General features: G+C 55.6%; 19 protein-coding genes. 12 read left to right on the top strand and 7 right to left on the bottom strand.

The genetic code is table 11. From position 1 onward, the window contains the following. Window positions 1-404: 404 nt before the first annotated feature. From AC1DU8_RS04035 to AC1DU8_RS04005, 7 genes are all read left to right on the top strand, one after another. A complete protein-coding gene (locus AC1DU8_RS04035) occupies window positions 405-779 on the top strand; it encodes a hypothetical protein (RefSeq protein ID WP_457282167.1) in 375 nt (124 codons plus the stop codon). Window positions 780-1308: 529 nt separating this feature from the next. After that, the gene (locus tag AC1DU8_RS04030; protein ID WP_477726458.1) at window positions 1309-1596 is read left to right on the top strand and encodes a hypothetical protein; all 288 of its coding nucleotides are present in this window, start codon (window positions 1309-1311) and stop codon (window positions 1594-1596) included. Window positions 1597-1942: 346 nt separating this feature from the next. After that, entirely contained in the window at window positions 1943-2323 is a 381-nt protein-coding gene (locus AC1DU8_RS04025) for a hypothetical protein (RefSeq protein WP_477726457.1), read from the top strand. 558 nt (window positions 2324-2881) lie between these two features. Further along, window positions 2882-3961, top strand: a complete 1080-nt coding sequence (locus AC1DU8_RS04020) for a hypothetical protein (protein WP_477726456.1) — start codon at window positions 2882-2884, stop codon at window positions 3959-3961. 27 nt (window positions 3962-3988) lie between these two features. Continuing rightward, complete coding sequence (locus AC1DU8_RS04015) at window positions 3989-4555, top strand: hypothetical protein (protein WP_477726455.1); 567 nt, start codon at window positions 3989-3991, stop codon at window positions 4553-4555. A gap of 16 nt (window positions 4556-4571) precedes the next feature. Beyond that, a complete protein-coding gene (locus AC1DU8_RS04010; protein ID WP_477726454.1) occupies window positions 4572-5444 on the top strand; it encodes a DUF2971 domain-containing protein in 873 nt (290 codons plus the stop codon). A gap of 92 nt (window positions 5445-5536) precedes the next feature. Then, on the top strand, window positions 5537-6100 hold the full coding sequence (locus AC1DU8_RS04005; RefSeq protein ID WP_477726453.1) for a phospholipase D family nuclease: 564 nt from the start codon (window positions 5537-5539) through the stop codon (window positions 6098-6100). A gap of 81 nt (window positions 6101-6181) precedes the next feature. Here the strand turns inward: AC1DU8_RS04005 and AC1DU8_RS04000 are convergent, their stop codons facing one another. Next, window positions 6182-7405: a DUF1444 domain-containing protein gene (locus AC1DU8_RS04000; protein WP_477726452.1), complete on the bottom strand. Its 1224-nt coding sequence runs from the start codon at window positions 7403-7405 to the stop codon at window positions 6182-6184. A gap of 116 nt (window positions 7406-7521) precedes the next feature. Here AC1DU8_RS04000 and AC1DU8_RS03995 point away from each other — a divergent pair, with 116 nt between their 5' ends. From AC1DU8_RS03995 to AC1DU8_RS03985, 3 genes are all read left to right on the top strand, one after another. Beyond that, the gene (locus tag AC1DU8_RS03995) at window positions 7522-7830 is read left to right on the top strand and encodes an I78 family peptidase inhibitor (RefSeq protein WP_477726451.1); all 309 of its coding nucleotides are present in this window, start codon (window positions 7522-7524) and stop codon (window positions 7828-7830) included. Window positions 7831-8099: 269 nt separating this feature from the next. Further along, the gene (locus tag AC1DU8_RS03990; RefSeq protein ID WP_477690319.1) at window positions 8100-9242 is read left to right on the top strand and encodes a DUF4034 domain-containing protein; all 1143 of its coding nucleotides are present in this window, start codon (window positions 8100-8102) and stop codon (window positions 9240-9242) included. An 11-nt stretch (window positions 9243-9253) separates the two neighbouring features. Continuing rightward, on the top strand, window positions 9254-10336 hold the full coding sequence (locus AC1DU8_RS03985; protein WP_457282174.1) for a hypothetical protein: 1083 nt from the start codon (window positions 9254-9256) through the stop codon (window positions 10334-10336). Between the two features lie 69 nt (window positions 10337-10405). On the opposite strand, the gene AC1DU8_RS03980 is transcribed toward AC1DU8_RS03985, so the two are convergent. The 6 genes from AC1DU8_RS03980 to AC1DU8_RS03955 form a co-directional block, all read right to left on the bottom strand. Continuing rightward, a complete protein-coding gene (locus tag AC1DU8_RS03980) occupies window positions 10406-10633 on the bottom strand; it encodes a hypothetical protein (protein WP_477690318.1) in 228 nt (75 codons plus the stop codon). 61 nt (window positions 10634-10694) lie between these two features. Next, window positions 10695-11879: a radical SAM family heme chaperone HemW gene (gene hemW, locus AC1DU8_RS03975; RefSeq protein ID WP_477726450.1), complete on the bottom strand. Its 1185-nt coding sequence runs from the start codon at window positions 11877-11879 to the stop codon at window positions 10695-10697. Between the two features lie 157 nt (window positions 11880-12036). Further along, window positions 12037-12648 carry an RdgB/HAM1 family non-canonical purine NTP pyrophosphatase gene (gene rdgB / locus AC1DU8_RS03970; RefSeq protein ID WP_457282177.1) on the bottom strand — a complete coding sequence of 204 codons (612 nt, stop codon included), beginning with the start codon at window positions 12646-12648 and terminating at the stop codon, window positions 12037-12039. 45 nt (window positions 12649-12693) lie between these two features. Then, window positions 12694-13422, bottom strand: a complete 729-nt coding sequence (gene rph / locus AC1DU8_RS03965) for a ribonuclease PH (RefSeq protein ID WP_477667683.1) — start codon at window positions 13420-13422, stop codon at window positions 12694-12696. 129 nt (window positions 13423-13551) lie between these two features. Further along, window positions 13552-14454, bottom strand: a complete 903-nt coding sequence (locus tag AC1DU8_RS03960) for a PP2C family protein-serine/threonine phosphatase (protein ID WP_457282179.1) — start codon at window positions 14452-14454, stop codon at window positions 13552-13554. Further along, complete coding sequence (locus tag AC1DU8_RS03955) at window positions 14451-15458, bottom strand: serine/threonine protein kinase (RefSeq protein WP_457282180.1); 1008 nt, start codon at window positions 15456-15458, stop codon at window positions 14451-14453. The genes AC1DU8_RS03960 and AC1DU8_RS03955 overlap by 4 nt, the downstream gene beginning before the upstream one ends. 70 nt (window positions 15459-15528) lie before the next feature. Here AC1DU8_RS03955 and AC1DU8_RS03950 point away from each other — a divergent pair, with 70 nt between their 5' ends. Next, window positions 15529-16446, top strand: a complete 918-nt coding sequence (locus tag AC1DU8_RS03950) for a YicC/YloC family endoribonuclease (RefSeq protein WP_457282181.1) — start codon at window positions 15529-15531, stop codon at window positions 16444-16446. A gap of 43 nt (window positions 16447-16489) precedes the next feature. Next, window positions 16490-17110, top strand: coding sequence for a guanylate kinase (gene gmk / locus AC1DU8_RS03945; RefSeq protein WP_457282182.1), 621 nt, complete (start codon window positions 16490-16492; stop codon window positions 17108-17110). The last annotated feature ends 40 nt before the right edge of the window (window positions 17111-17150 follow it).

Below are 17150 nucleotides of genomic sequence, written 5' to 3'. Positions count from 1 at the left end.
TAGAGCGCATATGATGACTGATCACAACTCCACCAAGCTAACCTCTTTATCTGTGCTGCTCCGAGTCGTGATTGCAGCAATCGGAGTTTTTATTGGTCTACTTTTGCTTGTAATCATTGGGCTTACAGGCAGCAGCATCTACGCGCCGCGCCTTGCCATCGAAATATCCAAAGTGGCCATTTTGGTCGCGACAGCTTCCATCGTTGTTTGCTGCATGACACCCCCTAGGATTCTTCGCGGGAGATCTACCCAAGCGAGAGTCTTTAAGTACTTGCTGGTGTTTCTTGCTGCTCAGCCACTAATAGTCATACCAATTGCATACAAGTTCTTTCGACATGCACTCTAACAATTCATTCAAGTCGACGCCGCTTCGCGGGCGGCCTTAACTCAGGCGTTAGGCACCCATGCTTTCGAGCCGCGTTGGCACCTGCACCTGGACTGAAGTGGAGCGCTTCTATGAGCGTCTCGTGAGCGACAGTGCGTGGCCGTTTGTGCCAATGCTTGAACTCGTGCGCTTCATTGCGTCTTCGACTTACGCGAACGGCTTGTTCCCTGCCACGTCGCATGAAGTGTTGCTAATTGGTCGGGTCGCCAACTTTGTGCGCCACGACAATGAACTCCAAGTCGCGTTCAACGCCGCGGCCCAAACATTTTCGTTCACCTACTCACAGCGCCCCGATGAAACCGACCCATGGTCACGCTCGTGCGGCGTAGCAGAAGGCCGTGCCACATTCGAGCGCCTGCTACACAAGCGCTTAAGGTGGTTCCATGAGGGCTGAGGCGCCAACCCTTCCAACGAGCGGACACCTTCCAGCGCTTCGCACGCTTCCAGTCACCGCTCATGTCAAACGTCAGCCCCTCAGATGTTGTTCGAACTTTTCAAGACAGCCGCCCCTCGACGTATAGGGAGAACTTCTTTACGAAAATTCGTCGTCACTAAGACGCTCACCCTTCATTGCAGCCGACCCTAGCCAGCTGCGCTGGCCGGTCGGCTGAATTCAAACGAATATTGCTCCATGGCTAACGAAAAACCAGGCTTCGGGAGCATCCTTGCTCTAGCCTTTTGAATTCCGTCGAAATCTGATTCCGTTAGCGCGGAATTCAATAGCGTCACCAGTTCGTGCCCGACACGGTATGCTGCAACTCTCGCGGCGTCGTTTTCATTTTTTTGTCTAGACATATATGAAACCCTGGATCTGCGGGCTGATCTTCGCGGCCCTTATCGTTGTCGGTGCTATCGTGACGCTGGCCATAACGCTTTGGTAGGTTACTTCGTTATCGGCTAAAAACGGACATGGAATCAGCATCGTGAAGCGTTGGTGGCACGGCCCTTATTTTTCCCTGATTGGCAACGTTGCCGGTCTTTGCCTCGGGCTTATTCTGGGATGGGTTTGCCTCAATGCGATGCTCGCGGGCGAAATCAAGTTCAGCAAAGCTAATCGATGGATTCGGTTGGAAAGCGAGCCAACTGTGTTTTGGCTGGCCTTCTGGTTTCAATTTGCCCTGGCGGTTTTCGTTGTTGCGGTGACTCCCAGATCAATACGCAAAGACATTCGTGCCATCCGGGAAAATCGAGCGCAATCCAAGAATTCTTGATGACAGTTTTGGACTCATTGCAGTCTTCTGTAGCCTGTAATGGGCCAACATTTATGAATCGCGTTCTTCACGCTTGATCCGCTGTTTGGACGCCAGCCTGCGCATTTCCCAGCACCAGCCGCGTACTGATGCCGGTAACGACGGCGGGCTAAAAGTGGACAGCACTGCCGGACTACGCGGCTTCCATCCAGTGGAAAGAAAGAGCGCAGAGCCCTGACATGTGACACCCCACAGATCACGATGCGTTGCAATAAACCGCCGTGACCGGAAGCCGACCGCTTCGAATTGTCATCCCGACCAGGATATCGCGTGCGATACCATGCCCTAAGTTATGGGGATGAGCGTTATGCAAATTGTCGGAATCGTATTGGCGATTGGTATTGGACTCGTGAGTTGGCCGGCAGCATTAGCACTGGGTGGATGGGGTTCTCCCCTGCGCGCTCTTGATTCACTTTTATTCTGGACTCCCATCGTTGGCGCAGCAGTACCAATCGCTTTACTCCTGTTTGTGAAAGGGGCAAAGGCGTCCGGGGCATGGGTGGTGGCGTTGGCTCCGCTCCTCGGTGTGCTGAACGTACTTTGGAGTGTCGATTTCTATACGGCTTACCTTGGACCCAGTCTTCCTTCGTCTGACCCAATCCCATGGGCATTCGTGGTTTTTTCTGCAATGTGGCTGCTGCCTTGGTTGTATGTAATCAATGCATTGAGGAAAAGAAGTCCTTCCTGATGGTGAAGAGCCCAGGTTGGGTCAGTCTTCATTTCTCCAGCACCGGTTTCGCATGCGAAACACCTGCATCCGCAGCAACAGAAACGGTCTCGATAACAGCCGCACTCATGTGAACCTCCAAAAGGAAGTTGACAGACGAGGGAGGTTAAAACATCCTCTCGCTCGGGCTTCCTCGTTCCTCAGAGTAGGCGGCGGAAGGATGCTGGTCGATCAACAAGAAAAAACCGGGATGACCCGGTTGTCGCTGTATTGAAAATCCCCCCACAAGTGCCCCTCACACCGGGTCGGGGTCTTGTGGGGGATTCAGCGGCGACCGGGGCAGCGCGGTTTTTTCACAGGGGCAGGCCTGGCGCCCGCAGTCGACGTGACACCAAGCGCAGCGAATGGCATCCAAGGGTGCAACCGGGCCGGGCTAGCGTTAACCCCTGTAGAACGCAAAGGAACCAGTGACTCCACTAGTTCATACTGAGGATGCGCTGCGAGAGCTTGCTGCCTAGAATCCTACGCGGGGCGGAATCGCTAAAGCCGTCTATATTAAATATAACCTGAGGAGAGGCAATGAGAAGAGAAGTCATAACTCGCGCAACACAGAGGATCATCGATGACCTAGTATCGAGTGGTGTCGAAACCATGTTTGAAGAGGCCTCAAATCGTGCTCGGCAAGCCAGCAAAGAAGACCGAGACTTTGTCTCTTTCGAGGTCTTTCAGAAGTATTCAATCGCGACATCTAGCTATGGTGAAGCGGAACATGCCATCGCGGCGATTATGGGGATTAGCCCACTATTTTCAGCAGAGACTTGGCAAAGACTCTCGGTGAATTCAGACCCTGCGGTGATCTTCGAGCTGCGTCGAAACGTTTTCTTTGCAAGAAATGATCTTCCTAAGATCGTGAAATTACTCGAACAGGAACATGTTGCGGCAGCAAAAACAGGGGAAAACCTGCCAGTAGAACTTCGAGGAAAGACTGGGATCACATTTATTCTTCCAGAGGAAGAGCACGAATACTCTTCTCCCGCCCGTCTTATCGCGGCGCTGGAGGCCATCACAAACCTGTACGGTGTGTTCTGCACGTTGGAGAACCAGTCTGAAGGCGACCTCATCGTATTGGCGTGTGATTCTGGAAGCGACAAATCGTTCGACTTTCTCGGCGTCGCCAAGCTTATGGAGGAGGTTCGAAAGCTCGTCGTAGCAATCTGGGATAGACGGGTTTTCTATCGCCATATGCACGCCAGCCAATGCATTGCTCTTATTGCAGAATCGCTGCCCGTTATAGCGCAAATTGAAACTCTCAAACAATCTCGTGCCCTTGAACCTGAGCAGGCCGAACTTTTAAAGCGTAAAACTTTGCTTGGCGCAACGCAATTTCTTGAATCGGGTATATACATCCAAGATATGGTTTCCCAGGGCCAGTCACCTCGACAGCTTATGCGGCCCGAACCAAAGCTTTTGGCAGCCCCCGCTCCCACCACGCCAACAAATGACGGCAGCGTCCATAGCACCTCCAGGCGTGACGGAAATTCTGATGCTCTGTCGGAAGAAGATATCGCGGAACTGACTCGATTACTTGGAAAAGCAAGGCTCGGCCACCCAAGCGCACAACCGCCATCATTGGGAAGTGCTCCGCGAAAAAAGCGCTAACCGACTTGCAGTATCTTGGAGAGCAGCATGGAAAGCCTTCGTAATAGCATTCTCACCTGTCTTGTTGAGCGTGCGCCTAACTCACTAACGACGGCAAACTTACTCACCGTTCTGAAGCAGACAGACGTGCATGCATTGCAGAGAGAGCTCCAAAGCATGTCAACGGAAGGTCTGATCGTTGTCCGAGCTCATACGAGGACTCCCGACTACATGCTTCCTTCTTATAAAGGATTGCCAATCCGTGAGTACGTCAGCATTAGTGGCATAAAGGTTCCACGCCTTCTTGCGAATGACACAGCCCGCCCCGAAGACCTTAATATTTTCTTTGAAGTGCTTGCGCTGCGTATGTTGCAGATTGAGAGCGACGCGGAACAAAAGCTCGATGAAAAGTTGAAGTCGTATTGGGCCAACGTCGTTACTTTGTTTGGTGCTTTCATAGGAGTATTCGCACTGATAGTGGGATTTCTAAAAACAGTGCCATTCGAAAATGGCTCGACTTTTTATTCGGTGCTTATTCTCAGTTCCGCACAAATCATCCCATTAGCAGTGATCCTAGGGCTATTTGTATGGTTTCTCAAATCACAGTTTAAGTAACCGGCTAGCCCTCCATATGCGCCAAGTCGATGAGTATTTCTCTCTCCACATTGATAACCCTCTCTTCCACTACACCGGTATTGGATCACTGGTAGGTATTGCGAAATCCAACACCATTTGGGCGAGCCATATCTACTACCTCAATGACTCCAAGGAAATTCTTCATGCCTGTGATGTCCTGCAAGAAGCCCTAGAGCCGAGGCTAACTTTTGACAATCAGCTCACTGATGTAGAACGGGAATTCGGAAAGCAATTCTTAACGTGGGCAAAAACGTTCTATTCAAATCAGTATTGCCTATTCGTTTTCTCTTTATCAGAGGAAAAATCGCTGCTAAGCCAGTGGCGAAGTTACACACCTCACGGCAAAGGCGTCAGCATCGGTTGCGGCCCCTCGTTTCTTCAGGAGGTAATCCAAATAAATGATTTGAAGATTGCGCGCTGCGTCTATGACTACAACGAGCAGCAGCAACTGCTCTATAGCCTTTTTGACAAGCTACTAGTTACTTTTAGGCAGACAAATTTGATGCCGGACGAATCTCTTTCGGGAGGCATCGGATTTCATCCTTTTTTTGAGAAATTCCGTGGGAATGTATTGCAGGTTCTGGCAATCATTAAGCATCAAGCATTTCAAGAAGAGCAGGAATGGCGATTGATTTCACGCTACTACCCAAGCTATGTTGTTCCTGATATCCAGTTTCGAGAAGGAGCCTCACTACTAGTTCCGTATATCGAACTTTCGCTTGGTACGGGCCGCCCATGTTTCGATGAAGTAGTGCTGGGACCTACTCCACATGAAAATCTATCGAACTCTACGTTATCGATGTTTCTTAGCAATAAGAGGCTTTGCAATAGCACCTCAAATAGCGCGATACCTTATCGAGAATGGTAGATTCGGAATCTATCTCAGGCTTGAATGGCCGGGTTTGATCACTCTGTATATGGAACGCTTAATACTCGAAGGATGAGCATTAAAGATCTCTAATGGAATACACCGTGCATCCAAAGCTATGCCGTTTTCTCGTTTGCCTCCTGCTCGCACTCCCAATGGGGTGTGCAGTCCAGCAGGCTCCTGGTAATCTCACCCAGCAGATAGAAATTGCATTTTCGCCAGAGGCCGGCTCGGAAGCGCTGGTTCTAAAAGTCATTGCCAGTGCCCATCAATCCGTTCGATTGGCCGGGTACTCTTTCACGTCGCCGGCCATTGTTAAGAGCTTGATGGAAGCCAAGCGCCGTGGTGTCGACGTCAAGATTCTGGTGGACGACAAAGGAAACCGCGGACAGGCGAGCCTAGCCGCGATGAATTTGATCGCTGGCGCAGACATCCCTATCCGGGTGATATCAACCTATGCGATCCATCACGACAAGTACATCGTGGTCGATGGCCGGCATACGGAGACTGGATCGTTTAACTTCAGCCAGGCGGCCGCAAAATCGAACTCAGAAAACGTACTCGTTGTGTGGGACAACCCCGGCGTGGCTAACCGCTATCTGGCGCACTGGGAAAGCAGATGGCGGCAAGGCATTGAGATTGATAAAGCTTACTAGCGTTGCCAGTCAAAACTGATCGCGCATCAGAAGGCATCGATCTGACTGGCGGCCGATGGCGCGCTGAAGCTTGTTGACTCATCAGGAAAAACTTACCGCTTTCAACCGTAGCCTGGCGATCTGGTCAGGCGCGGGGTCAAATAGAACGCTATAGCGCGGCAAGACATAGGGGAGCTTCACCAAATCTGCGCCAAGCTCTTCCGCCAATGTTTCCCATTTAACAACAAACGGCTGGTGGTCTGGATCGTCGCCAATCGCTCCTGGATCGACAAGTGCAACCAGTTCGGACTGGGGCAAGACAGTTGGCAGGCGAAAACTCACGGTTGAATAGGTCAGTACCTCGCCGCTTGCGCTTTTCATGGCCTGGAAGCTCGCGACGAATGCGTCATTGCCCTTCTTCTCAAACAACCGGCAGAGTGCCTCTTTCTGCGCATCGTAGTCACCCGAGCGGTGCGATAGGATCATGGTACGGAGTTCGTTGAGGTTGGAGCCCTCAGGCTGCCAGGAAGTCCATTCCGACCCGTCCAGCCGGAACATCTCCGGTGAAAGATGGCGAGAAGTCGCCTCCATCCGGTCCTTGGCCAGCGCCATCAACAAGGCCAGACCAGCCTCGTCCTTGTCGCCTGTGATCAACAGACATTCCCTGGTGGGGACCATCGCCACTGGATTGCCATTCAGCTCCAGCTGCCACGCGAGTTCTGGCAGCAGTATGCGTGCGGCATCGTAAAGATCGCCATATTGGGAGACATAAGTTCCTGGAGTGGCCTGCATGAAAGATGGCGGCGCCTTGTGCCGGAGATTATCTGTGGCGATAGCAAGTGCCTCATCGGCAGACACACCCCAATCGGAGAAGGCCGTAGCTCCGACTTGTTGAACCACCGTTTCTGTATCGAAGGCAACGCCAATCCCCAAAATTGATCCGAATGGGCGCATGTTCCAGCTATCCGCTTCCGCAAGCGCACAGTCCATCGCGTCCAGTACGGTTAATTCCAGGCCCGGTATATACCGCAAGACAGGCAGCAGCTTGTCTCGCGCCTCGGCAAAATCGCTAGGTATCGCAGGCACCTCAGCAACCTTGCTCAATCGAGACATCAGATCAGCGCGGGCTGCTTTGTCGCTCTTCAAGAAGTCTTCGTAGAAATTGGTGAGGTACAGCGTCTGGCCGTTATCACCGCGGAGGCAGAACTGTCCCTCGTCATAAGTGAAACTTCGATGAGGGAGGTCTTGCCTGAGCCGTTCAGTTGCCAGATCGGCGAACTTGTTTTTGGTAGGTGGCTTGTTGAATATTTTTTCTAGACCGAACAAAGAGTCTCTCCCAATAAGTTTGTGCAACTCTATCAGAGCGATATTTAATCAATTCATCCCACATGCAGCAGAGTGTCGTGAGATAAGCTAAAAAATTTCAACGAAAGGACCTTGCCATGCGCACGTTTTTCTCTAACGCTCTTGCACTAGCCCTGCTGATAGCCCTCTCCGCCTGCGCAGGAGGCCCTGGTGCATCAACGCCAGCATCTGCGCCGCCAAGCGGACCTTGCAACGCCGCACCAGCCCAATTTGCCGTGGGCCGCAATGTGAGCGCAGCGCTTCAAGAAGAAGCCCGCACACGCGCCGGCACCAAAACCGTCCGGGTTCTCAAGCCTGGGCAGGTCGTGACGATGGAGTTCAATGCTGATCGGCTGAGCCTGACGGTGGATGCTGCCGGGCGCGTGACGCACGTCAGCTGCGGTTAAAAAAAAGGCCGGCACGGAAGCCGGCTAGCGTTTGTGGTTTTTGACTTCTTTTGTTTTCAAGTTGCTGCGGCTGCTTGCGCCCGGCCTTGCTGAGCAGACTACGTTCGATGGATTGCCAGGTTTGGCAGGCCGACATATCAACCTGAATGTTGTTGTTGCCTCCCCACGCAAGCCCTTAATTTGAAGGACGCAAAGCGACCCGTTGCTGATATTCTTCCTTCGTTCGGCAGCCTCTGCTGGCCATCTGCTCCACTTATCAAAGGCTGCGAATGTCTATCAACAACTGGAACGCCTTCCTGAAGAAAGTTTGCGCGTTCGTCTTGCTATTTGGCGGGTTTCTGACCGTTGCAGTAGCTGCTTCTGAAACGGCACCAGCCGCTGCATTGGCTGCTTCTGAAGCGGTATCAGCCAGTGGCCCCAGGCCACGGGAATTCAAGAAACTGGGCATGTACCCGTGGAGTTGCTGGGGCTTCCAGGGTGACGTCTGCAAAGGTGAAGATTGGCCAGACCTTGCAACCACCAAAGATCGCCTGAAGCTGCTCTATTACTTGAACCATCAGCTGAAAAATTTCGCCATGCTTGAGCGGGCGCTCAAAGAGCTATCAGGCTCTGACAAAAACTTTCCTACGGGTGAGCCGTTATCAAGTGCGCCCGGTTTTGCGTTTCGCCAAATTTTTTTGACGCCAGGGGCGGGGGAACCTGAGCGTCTGCAACTGGCGCACTGGAAAACCGCGTTTCCGAATTCGCATTTTGTCGTCCTCGCTGAGGCGGCCTACCAGCATGCGGATGCGTGGAATGCACGAGGCGGCGGCTATGCCAACACCGTTTCACCCGAATCCTGGAAGCTGTTCGACAGCAGACTTCGGGCTGCGCAGAAACTTCTCGACAGCGCGCCAGCAGAAGCAAAAAAGACGCCCCTTTGGCATAGCGTGGCCTTTGATGTTGCGCTTGACTCAAGATCGAACAAGGCAAAAGTAGCGCCTGTCTTCAAGGCGGCAGTGACGCAGTGGCCGCGGCAATTCGACTTCTACTCAACTGCAGCCTCGCGATTGACCCCAAAGTGGGGTGGCAGCTGGGAGGTCGTTGAGGCCTTTATCGATCACTGGAGCAAGCAACAACAGGCTACCGAAGGATTGTCGATGTATGCACGCCTGTATATTGACTTGAGAGAATACGCACTTCCGAGCGACACAAAGATGAGTTGGCAGAGGATGCGTGCGAGTCTTGAGGATCTGGTTGCGCGCTATCCCGATCCCCAGTTTAAAAACTTTTATGCCGCGTATACCTGTTTCGCCAGGGACAAGCCGGCATATGCCAAGGCCATTAGCCAGCTGCCCAAAGAGCAGCTTCGTGTCAATTTATGGCTGCCGGGCAACTCCTACGATGTCTGTACGTTATGGGCTTCAAAATAGGGCACCACCGCATGCTGAAACTCATCGATTTGAAAATGACCCCGGTTTTCCAAAACTGGCGCAGCCATCTGAAGAAGGGATGCATTCTTGCCGTGCTGGGGGTTGGCTTGGCTGCTACGGCATCTGCTGCATCCGACGATGAAATTCCCTGGCGTTGCCATAGCCCACCTGGAAGCCCGCCATGCAACAACGACTATTGGCCCAATTTTCAGACTGCCGCGTCAAACCTGAAGCTGCTATACACACTGGAAAGCTTTAAAGCACTGGAACGGTCGCTTAAGGAGTTGATTGCATCGGGCAAGAATTTCCCCGCAGGTGAGCCCATGGCCACCGCGCCGTATATGGGGTTCCGCTTGGCAATGCCCGCACCTGGAACGTTGCCTCTGGAAGAAGACCGAATCAAACGCTGGAAATCTGCTGTTCCGAATTCTTACTTTGCAGTTTTTGCTGAAGCCCGCTACCAATACGCCAATGCGTGGAACGCGCGCGGCTCGGGAGGACCGAACTCGATATCTCCCGAGGCTTGGGAGCTCTATGACAGCAGGCTTGCTGCCGCACAAAAAATACTTGATGACGCGCCCACCGAGTTGAAAGCTACGCCGATGTGGGACATGCTGACGCTCGCCATTGCTCTTGACTCAAGATCTGCCAATGCCAATATTGCAGCGACCTTAAAGAATGCCGTCAAGCGTTGGCCGAGGGATTTTTATCTTTATAGAAATACGCTGGACAGCATGGCTCAAGCGGAGGACGGGAACTGGGAAGCCATTGATGCTTTTATCAATTACTGGAGTGAGCAGCAACGGGCTACCGAAGGAAGCTCAATGTATGCACGACTTTATATTCACCGGACTCGAGCTTTGCTGCCCGGATCAAAAATGAACTGGCCGCGAATGAAAGCAAGTTTTGAAGACCTGATTGCGCGCTACCCAGATCCGTATTTTAAAAACCTCTATCCGAGCTATGCATGCGCCAAACAAGACAAGCCCACGTTTCTGAAAGCCATGAAGCAATTGCCGAAGGAAGAATTGAACAGCAGCTATTGGCTGGCCGGAAAATCGTATGAAGCTTGCGCGAAATGGGTGGCCAGATAAGCCGAACACTTATACGACCCTGGATCTTCTGACGCAATCGCGCCGGAAGATACGGCTTGCGCACCCGGCTTAACGGCTATCACGACCCTTGCTGAGCTTGCTCTGTTGCTGAAGCTGCCGCTTGCGCTTGGCCTTGTTGAGGGACTCGGGCTCTGGGGGGCGATTGCGCAATGCTTCGGCTTCGCGGGCCTGTGATTTTTCTTTGCGCTTTTTGTCGCGGAAGTGCACAAACAGCCGGCCCAGCCCGAAGCTGACGGCGCAACTGATAACCAGAAAAACAACGGCGGATGTTTCCATAGATCTTGTAGACGAGGTGTTGCGTTGACGTTGGCGCTGGCGTTGGGCGTTGACGTGGGTGCTAGTCGGCCAAAAACAATGTCTGCAGGTCGTTCAAAAAATCAAAGCCGCGCTCGGTGGGCTTGACGCGTACGAAGTCGCGTTCGATCAGGCCTTTGCGTTCGGCTTCTTCGAGGCCGCGATGGATGGCGGTGACTGGCAGGCCGGTCTTTTCGGTGAAGTCTTGCAGCTTGAAGCCGTCGCGCAGGCGCAGGGCGTTGAGCATGAATTCGAACGGCAGGTCGGCGCGGCTGACTTCAGTTTCTTGCGTGACGGCTTCGCCGGCCAGGGCCTTTTCCATATAGAGCTTGGGCTCACGGTAACGCACCTGGCGGACGACACGGTGGGCAAAACTGAGCTTGCTGTGGGCGCCGGCGCCTATGCCGAGGTAGTCGCCAAACTGCCAGTAGTTGAGGTTGTGAAAGCAGCGGTGGCCGGGCTTGGCGTAGGCCGACACTTCATAGCGCTGCAACCCGGCGGCCTGCGTGATCTCGGTGATTTTGTCGAGCATGGCGTAGGCAGTGTCTTCTTCAGGCACTACGGGCGGAAATTTGGCGAAGTAGGTGTTGGGCTCGATGGTGAGGTGGTAAATCGAGATGTGGGGCGGCTGCAGCGCCAGCGCCTGCCGCATGTCCTGCTCCAGGCTTTGCATGCTCTGGCCGGGCAGCGCGTACATGATGTCGAGGTTGAAGGTGTCGAAGGCCTGTGCGGCTTCTTCTACCGCGGCGATGGCCTGGGCGCGGTCGTGCACGCGGCCCAGGGCCTTGAGGTGCTTGTCGTCAAAGCTTTGCACGCCGACGGACAGGCGCGTGACGCCGGCGCTGCGAAAGGCCTTGAAGCGGTCTTTCTCAAAGGTGCCGGGGTTGGCTTCGAGCGTGATTTCGCAGTCGGCTTCCAGCCTGAGGCGTGCCCGGATGTCGGCGAGCAGGCGATCTATGGCCTGTGGTGAAAACAGGCTGGGTGTGCCGCCGCCAATGAAGATGCTGTGCACCATGCGGCCCCAGATCAGGGGCAGCGCGGCCTCCAGGTCGGCCACCACGGCGTCGATGTAGCGCTGCTCTGGCATTTCACCGGCGACCTCGTGCGAATTGAAGTCGCAATAAGGGCATTTCTCGAGGCACCAGGGCAGGTGCACGTACAGCGACAGCGGCGGCAACGCGGCCAGCTGCAGCGTGCCGCTGCGCATGTAGTGCTGGATGTCTTTCATGATGGGTTCTGATCGCTGAACGAATATGGTAGGGACGAAGCCTCACATCCGTTGATGCTCAGGCCAGTGGACACCGCGGGACCGGCTTCGCCGGACCGCAGGTGCCGCCCCTTGAGGGGGAGGCCGCGACACGAAGTGCGCGAAGCCACGGGGTGTTTCATATTCTCCAGCGCTCGCGCAGGAGTTCGATCATTTGCTGTGCGGCTTTGCCGCGGTGGCTGTTGGCGTTTTTGACTTCAACGGGCAACTGTGCAAAGGTTTTGCCGAACTCGGGGATGTACATCACCGGATCAAAGCCGAAGCCGTTGCTGCCGACGGGCGCGGGTGCGATTTCTCCGGCCACGCGGCCTGAGGCGATCAGTGGCTCCGGGTCTTCTGCAGACCGGACCGCCACCAGGGTGCTGACCAGCGCGGCGCGACGCTGGGCGGGCTGGGTCAGGCCGGCCATCTGCTCGAGCAAGGCTTTGACGTTGTTGTCGTCGCCCTTGGCGTAACCAAACTGCGTGGCGTAAAACGCGGTGTCCACGCCGGGCAGGCCGCCGAAAGCGTCCACGCACAAACCGGCGTCGTCGGCCAGCGCGGGCAGGCCGCTGAGGCGCGACGCCTGGCGGGCTTTGGCGAGTGCGTTTTCCACAAAGGTGCGAAAGGGCTCGTCAGCCTCCGGCAGGCCCAGCTCGGCCTGGCTGACCAGCGTCAGGCCCAGGGGAAGAAGCATGGCCTTGAGCTCGGCGAGTTTGCCCTGGTTGTTCGACGCAAGTACGATCTTCATAACGAAAAAATGCTCCAAGCCAATAGGGGTCTGCGCGAGCAGCTATTAATTTGATAGCGACCGTTTCTGCATGCCGACCAGTTCGACGATGCCTTTTTCGGCCAGAACCAGCAGCGCGTCCATTTCCTTGCGTGAGAACGCCGCACCTTCGGCAGTGCCCTGCACTTCCACATAATTGCCGGCGCCGGTCATGACGACGTTCATGTCGGTGTCGCAGGCGGAGTCTTCGGTGTATTCCAGGTCCAGCAGGGGCGTACCTTGCACGATGCCGACCGAGATCGCGGCGACGTGGTCGATGATGGGGGTTTGCTGGAGCTTGCCGCTGGCCAGCAGGGTATTGACGGCGTCCTGCGCGGCCACAAAAGCGCCGGTGATGCTGGCGGTGCGGGTGCCGCCGTCAGCCTGAATCACGTCGCAATCAAGATGGATGGTGCGCTCGCCGAGTTTCTTCAAGTCAAACACCGACCGCATCGACCGGCCGATGAGGCGCTGGATCTCTTGCGTGCGGCCGCTTTGCTTGCCGCGGGCGGCTTCGCGGTCTCCGCGGGTGTGCGTGGCGCGGGGCAGCATGCCGTATTCAGCTGTGACCCAGCCTTCGCCGCTGCCCTTTTTGTGGCCGGGCACTTTTTCTTCAACGGAGGCGGTGCACAGCACCTTGGTGCCGCCGAACTCGATGAGCACCGAGCCTTCGGCGTAGGCCGTGTAGTGGCGGGTGATGCGTACGGGGCGCAGGGCGTCGGCCGCACGCGCGCCGCTTCGTTCAAACTGACTCATGGTGGATGGCTTTCTGGCAAGGCGCCGGATTGAATGGCGGAATTGAGGGGGATGGAACTGGAATGGAGCGGGAACGGGAGAGGCAAGCGGCGCCGAAGGCGCAGCCACCGAAACGGCTAAGCCGGGGTATCAGGCTTTTCTTGCGGCTGAGCGGCGAATGGCTTCGTTGATTTCAGCGATGGAGCGTTCAATGGTCGCTTCGTCAAGGTCGTCCACCACGGTATCCAGCACGCCGGCCTGGATGGTCGAGGCGAAAACGCCGTCCATGATGCTGTCGGTAGACACCCCCCGGGTGGATTCGAAGGCGTCGGGCGTTTCCCACTCCATGGCCAGCACGGTGACGTTGTCGCTGTGTTCGCCGCCGGTACGCAAGGCATTTTCGACCAGGTCGGGGACGGCATCCGAAACCCCTTTGCCGGCCAGCTGGCGGACAATTTCCTCGTCGCTCAGGCTGCCCCAGAGACCGTCGGAGCAGAGCAGCAGTTTGTCGCCCTGCTGCAGGGTCACGGGCCCGGCAACGTCAAAAACAGGTTTTGTCGGAGAACCGAGGCAGGTGAACAGGATGTTGCGGTTGATGCGTTCGAGCTTGATGACGCCGGCGCTCTGCTGCTCCAGGTAGGAGTGGTCGCGGGTGCGTGTCAGCAGTTCGCCGTCTCGCACCACATACAGGCGTGAATCGCCGCAATGGACCCAAGTGGCTCCGGTGCCCTGCAAAATCGCCGCGACCAGCGTGGTGCGGGGCGTGTCCAGCATGCCTTTTTCGCTGGCGTAGCGAATGATCTGGTGGTGCGCCGCCATCAGCGCGGTTGAAAGAAATTCGGTGGTGTCTTCAATGACAGGGCGCGCTTCTTTCTGGTACAGCGCGGAAATGGTCTGCAGCGCAAGCTGCGCCGCCACTTCGCCTTCAGGATGGCCGCCCATGCCGTCTGCCAGCACAAACAGGCCCGACTCTCGCGTGTAGCAATAGCCCATGCGGTCTTCGTTCTTCTCGCGCCCGCCTTTTCGGCTTACCTGAAAGACTGAGAATTTCATTTGAATTTAGTCGCGTAGCCAGTGGCTTTGCGCGCTGTTTTTTTCGTGTCAGACACCATGTTGTCAAACTGAAGGCGAACCTTTTCGCTGACGGTGAGTTTGGTGTAACGACGCTCACCTTCCCTGCTCAATTCTTTTTGTAATGCAAATACCGACTGCGGCCGTGACAAGGGGTCAAGGGACATGCACCACTCTACGACCTCAATCAGGTTGTCGGAATACACGCCACGCAAGCGGGACAGGGCTAGCGACAAACGGTCTTTTTCAAGGCGCTGCGGCGCATCATTGGGGGGATAGCCCTGCATGGTGGCGTAAATGCAGGCGCCGATCGCATAGATATCGGTCCACGGACCCATGGAGGAGTCCCTGCGGTACATCTCGGGGGCAGCAAAGCCCGGGGTGTACATGGGGCGGATGAAGTTGCCTTCCTTGCTCAGCACCTCTCGGGCTGCGCCGAAGTCGATCATGACGGCGCGGTTGTCGTCGGTAATGAAGATGTTGGCGGGCTTGATGTCCAGGTGGAGCATCTTGTGCTGGTGCACGATGCGTAATCCCCGAAGGATTTCGTCGAAAAGCGAACGGATGGTCGACTCGCGGAAGACCTTCTGCTTTTTCAGCTCACGGGCCGTGATGATGAAATCCTGCAGGGTTCCGCCCTCCAGGTAGTTCATGACCATGTAAACGGTCTCGTTTTCACGGAAGAAATTCAGCACACTGACCACGGAGCCGTGTGAAATCTGGGCCAGTGAACGGCCTTCTTCGAAGAAACTTTTGAGTCCCAGGCGGTACAGCGAGAGTTTTTCAGCCTGGACCTGCGGAAGCAATTCCCCCGGGGCCCGGCCAGCCAGGGACGACGGCAGGTACTCCTTGATGGCGACCTGCTGGCCCTCGTTGTCGACGGCCAAGTAAACTACGCCAAAGCCACCGGCTGAAAGCTTTCGCACAACACGATAGCCACCAATCACGGTGTCGGGCGGCAATGGTGCGGGCTTGACCTTTGACATAATTTGGGATGAGCCAGAATGACTTGGTCAGTCTGGGTCTTGTTCTCTCTCTAGTAAAGCGTATTTTTAAATGTCAGTTTACAGCATGACGGGTTATGCAGCCGTGCAATCGAGCATGGCGCAATCCGCCCCGGAAACTGAATCGGGCGCGGATGCCAGCTCCCGTCTGGGCGTCGAAATACGCTCTGTCAACAGCCGGTTTCTTGATTTGGCGTTTCGCCTGCCCGACGAATTGAGGCAGGCCGAGCCCGCATTGCGCGAATTGCTCACCGGCAAGCTCAAGCGCGGCAAGGTGGAAGTGCGGGTTTCGCTGGAAAGTACCTCGGCCAGCACCCTGCGCGCGCCATCTTCGGCAACCTTGCAACGGCTCGGGTCGCTGGAAGACAGTATCAAATCCTGGCTGCCGCAGGCACCCGCACTCAGCGTGGCAGATATTCTGCGGATCGCCACCAATGAGGACAAAAAACCACACGACTACAGCGATGAGCTGCTCAAGCTGGCCAAAAAAGCCTTGAAAGAGCTGATGGCGGCCCGCGAACGCGAAGGCGCCCGGCTGGCCGACATGCTGCTTGACCGCACGGGACAGCTGCGTGCGCTGGCAGCGCTGGCGGTGCCCATGGTGCCCAAACTGGTTGAGCAGCAGAAAACCCGCTTCCTGGAACGCTGGAAAGAAGCCATGGCGCTGTCGGACGGCGCCACGCTGCCGGAAGTTGCACAGGACCGGGCGCTGACAGAGGCCACAGCCTTTGCCATCCGCATTGACGTCGCGGAAGAAATCACCCGCCTCTCCTCGCACCTGGATGAAATTGACCGCCTTCTGGCAAACGGCGGGGAACTGGGCAAGCGCCTGGATTTCCTGATCCAGGAGCTGCACCGCGAAGCCAATACACTGGGCTCCAAATCGGCATCCCTCGAACTGACACGCATTTCCGTCGACATGAAAGTGCTGATAGAGCAGATCCGTGAGCAGGTCCAGAACGTCGAATAGCCCCGCCCCTAGCCTAAAACACCGAAATCACCGCCCAGAACGCATGGACTACCCCGGAAACCTCTTTGTTGTAGCCGCCCCCAGCGGGGCCGGCAAATCCAGCCTGGTCAAGGCCCTTCTGGAACTGGATTCACGCATCCAGCCCGCGGTGTCGCACACCACGCGCCCTCCACGCGGCCAGGAAAAGCACGGCAGGGAGTACTTTTTTCTCTCGCCCGAGGACTTTGACGGCATGGTGCTGCGCGACTCCTTCCTGGAATGGGCACATGTGCACGGCCATCGCTACGGCACCTCGCGGCAGACCATTGAAGAGCGAATAGCCACCGGCGCCGACGTGATTCTGGAAATAGACTTTCAGGGGGCGATCAACATCAAACGGATTTTTTCCAATGCGGTGCTGATTTTCATACTCCCGCCAAGCTGGGAAGAGCTGCGCTCGCGCCTGCAGCGGCGTGGCGAAGACAGTGCCGAAGTCATCGAATTGCGGCTCAAAAACGCGGCCACCGAGATGGCCCAGGCCCGGGAATTCGACTTCGTTATAATTAACGAGTTATTTGAGCGGGCAGTTTTCGACCTGAAAACCATTGTGCATGCCCAAAGGCTCAAGTTTTCGGCCCAGCGGCGAGCCCGCGCCGAAACCTTCCAGGCCCTTCAAATTCCCTGATTTCACCCGCTTTCCCCGTTATCGATCACACCGGAGATCA

Source organism: Polaromonas sp. P3_A5 (assembly GCF_056403055.1).
Note: the sequence above shows the minus strand (reverse complement) of the source record. Positions and strands in the feature narration are given on the sequence as shown.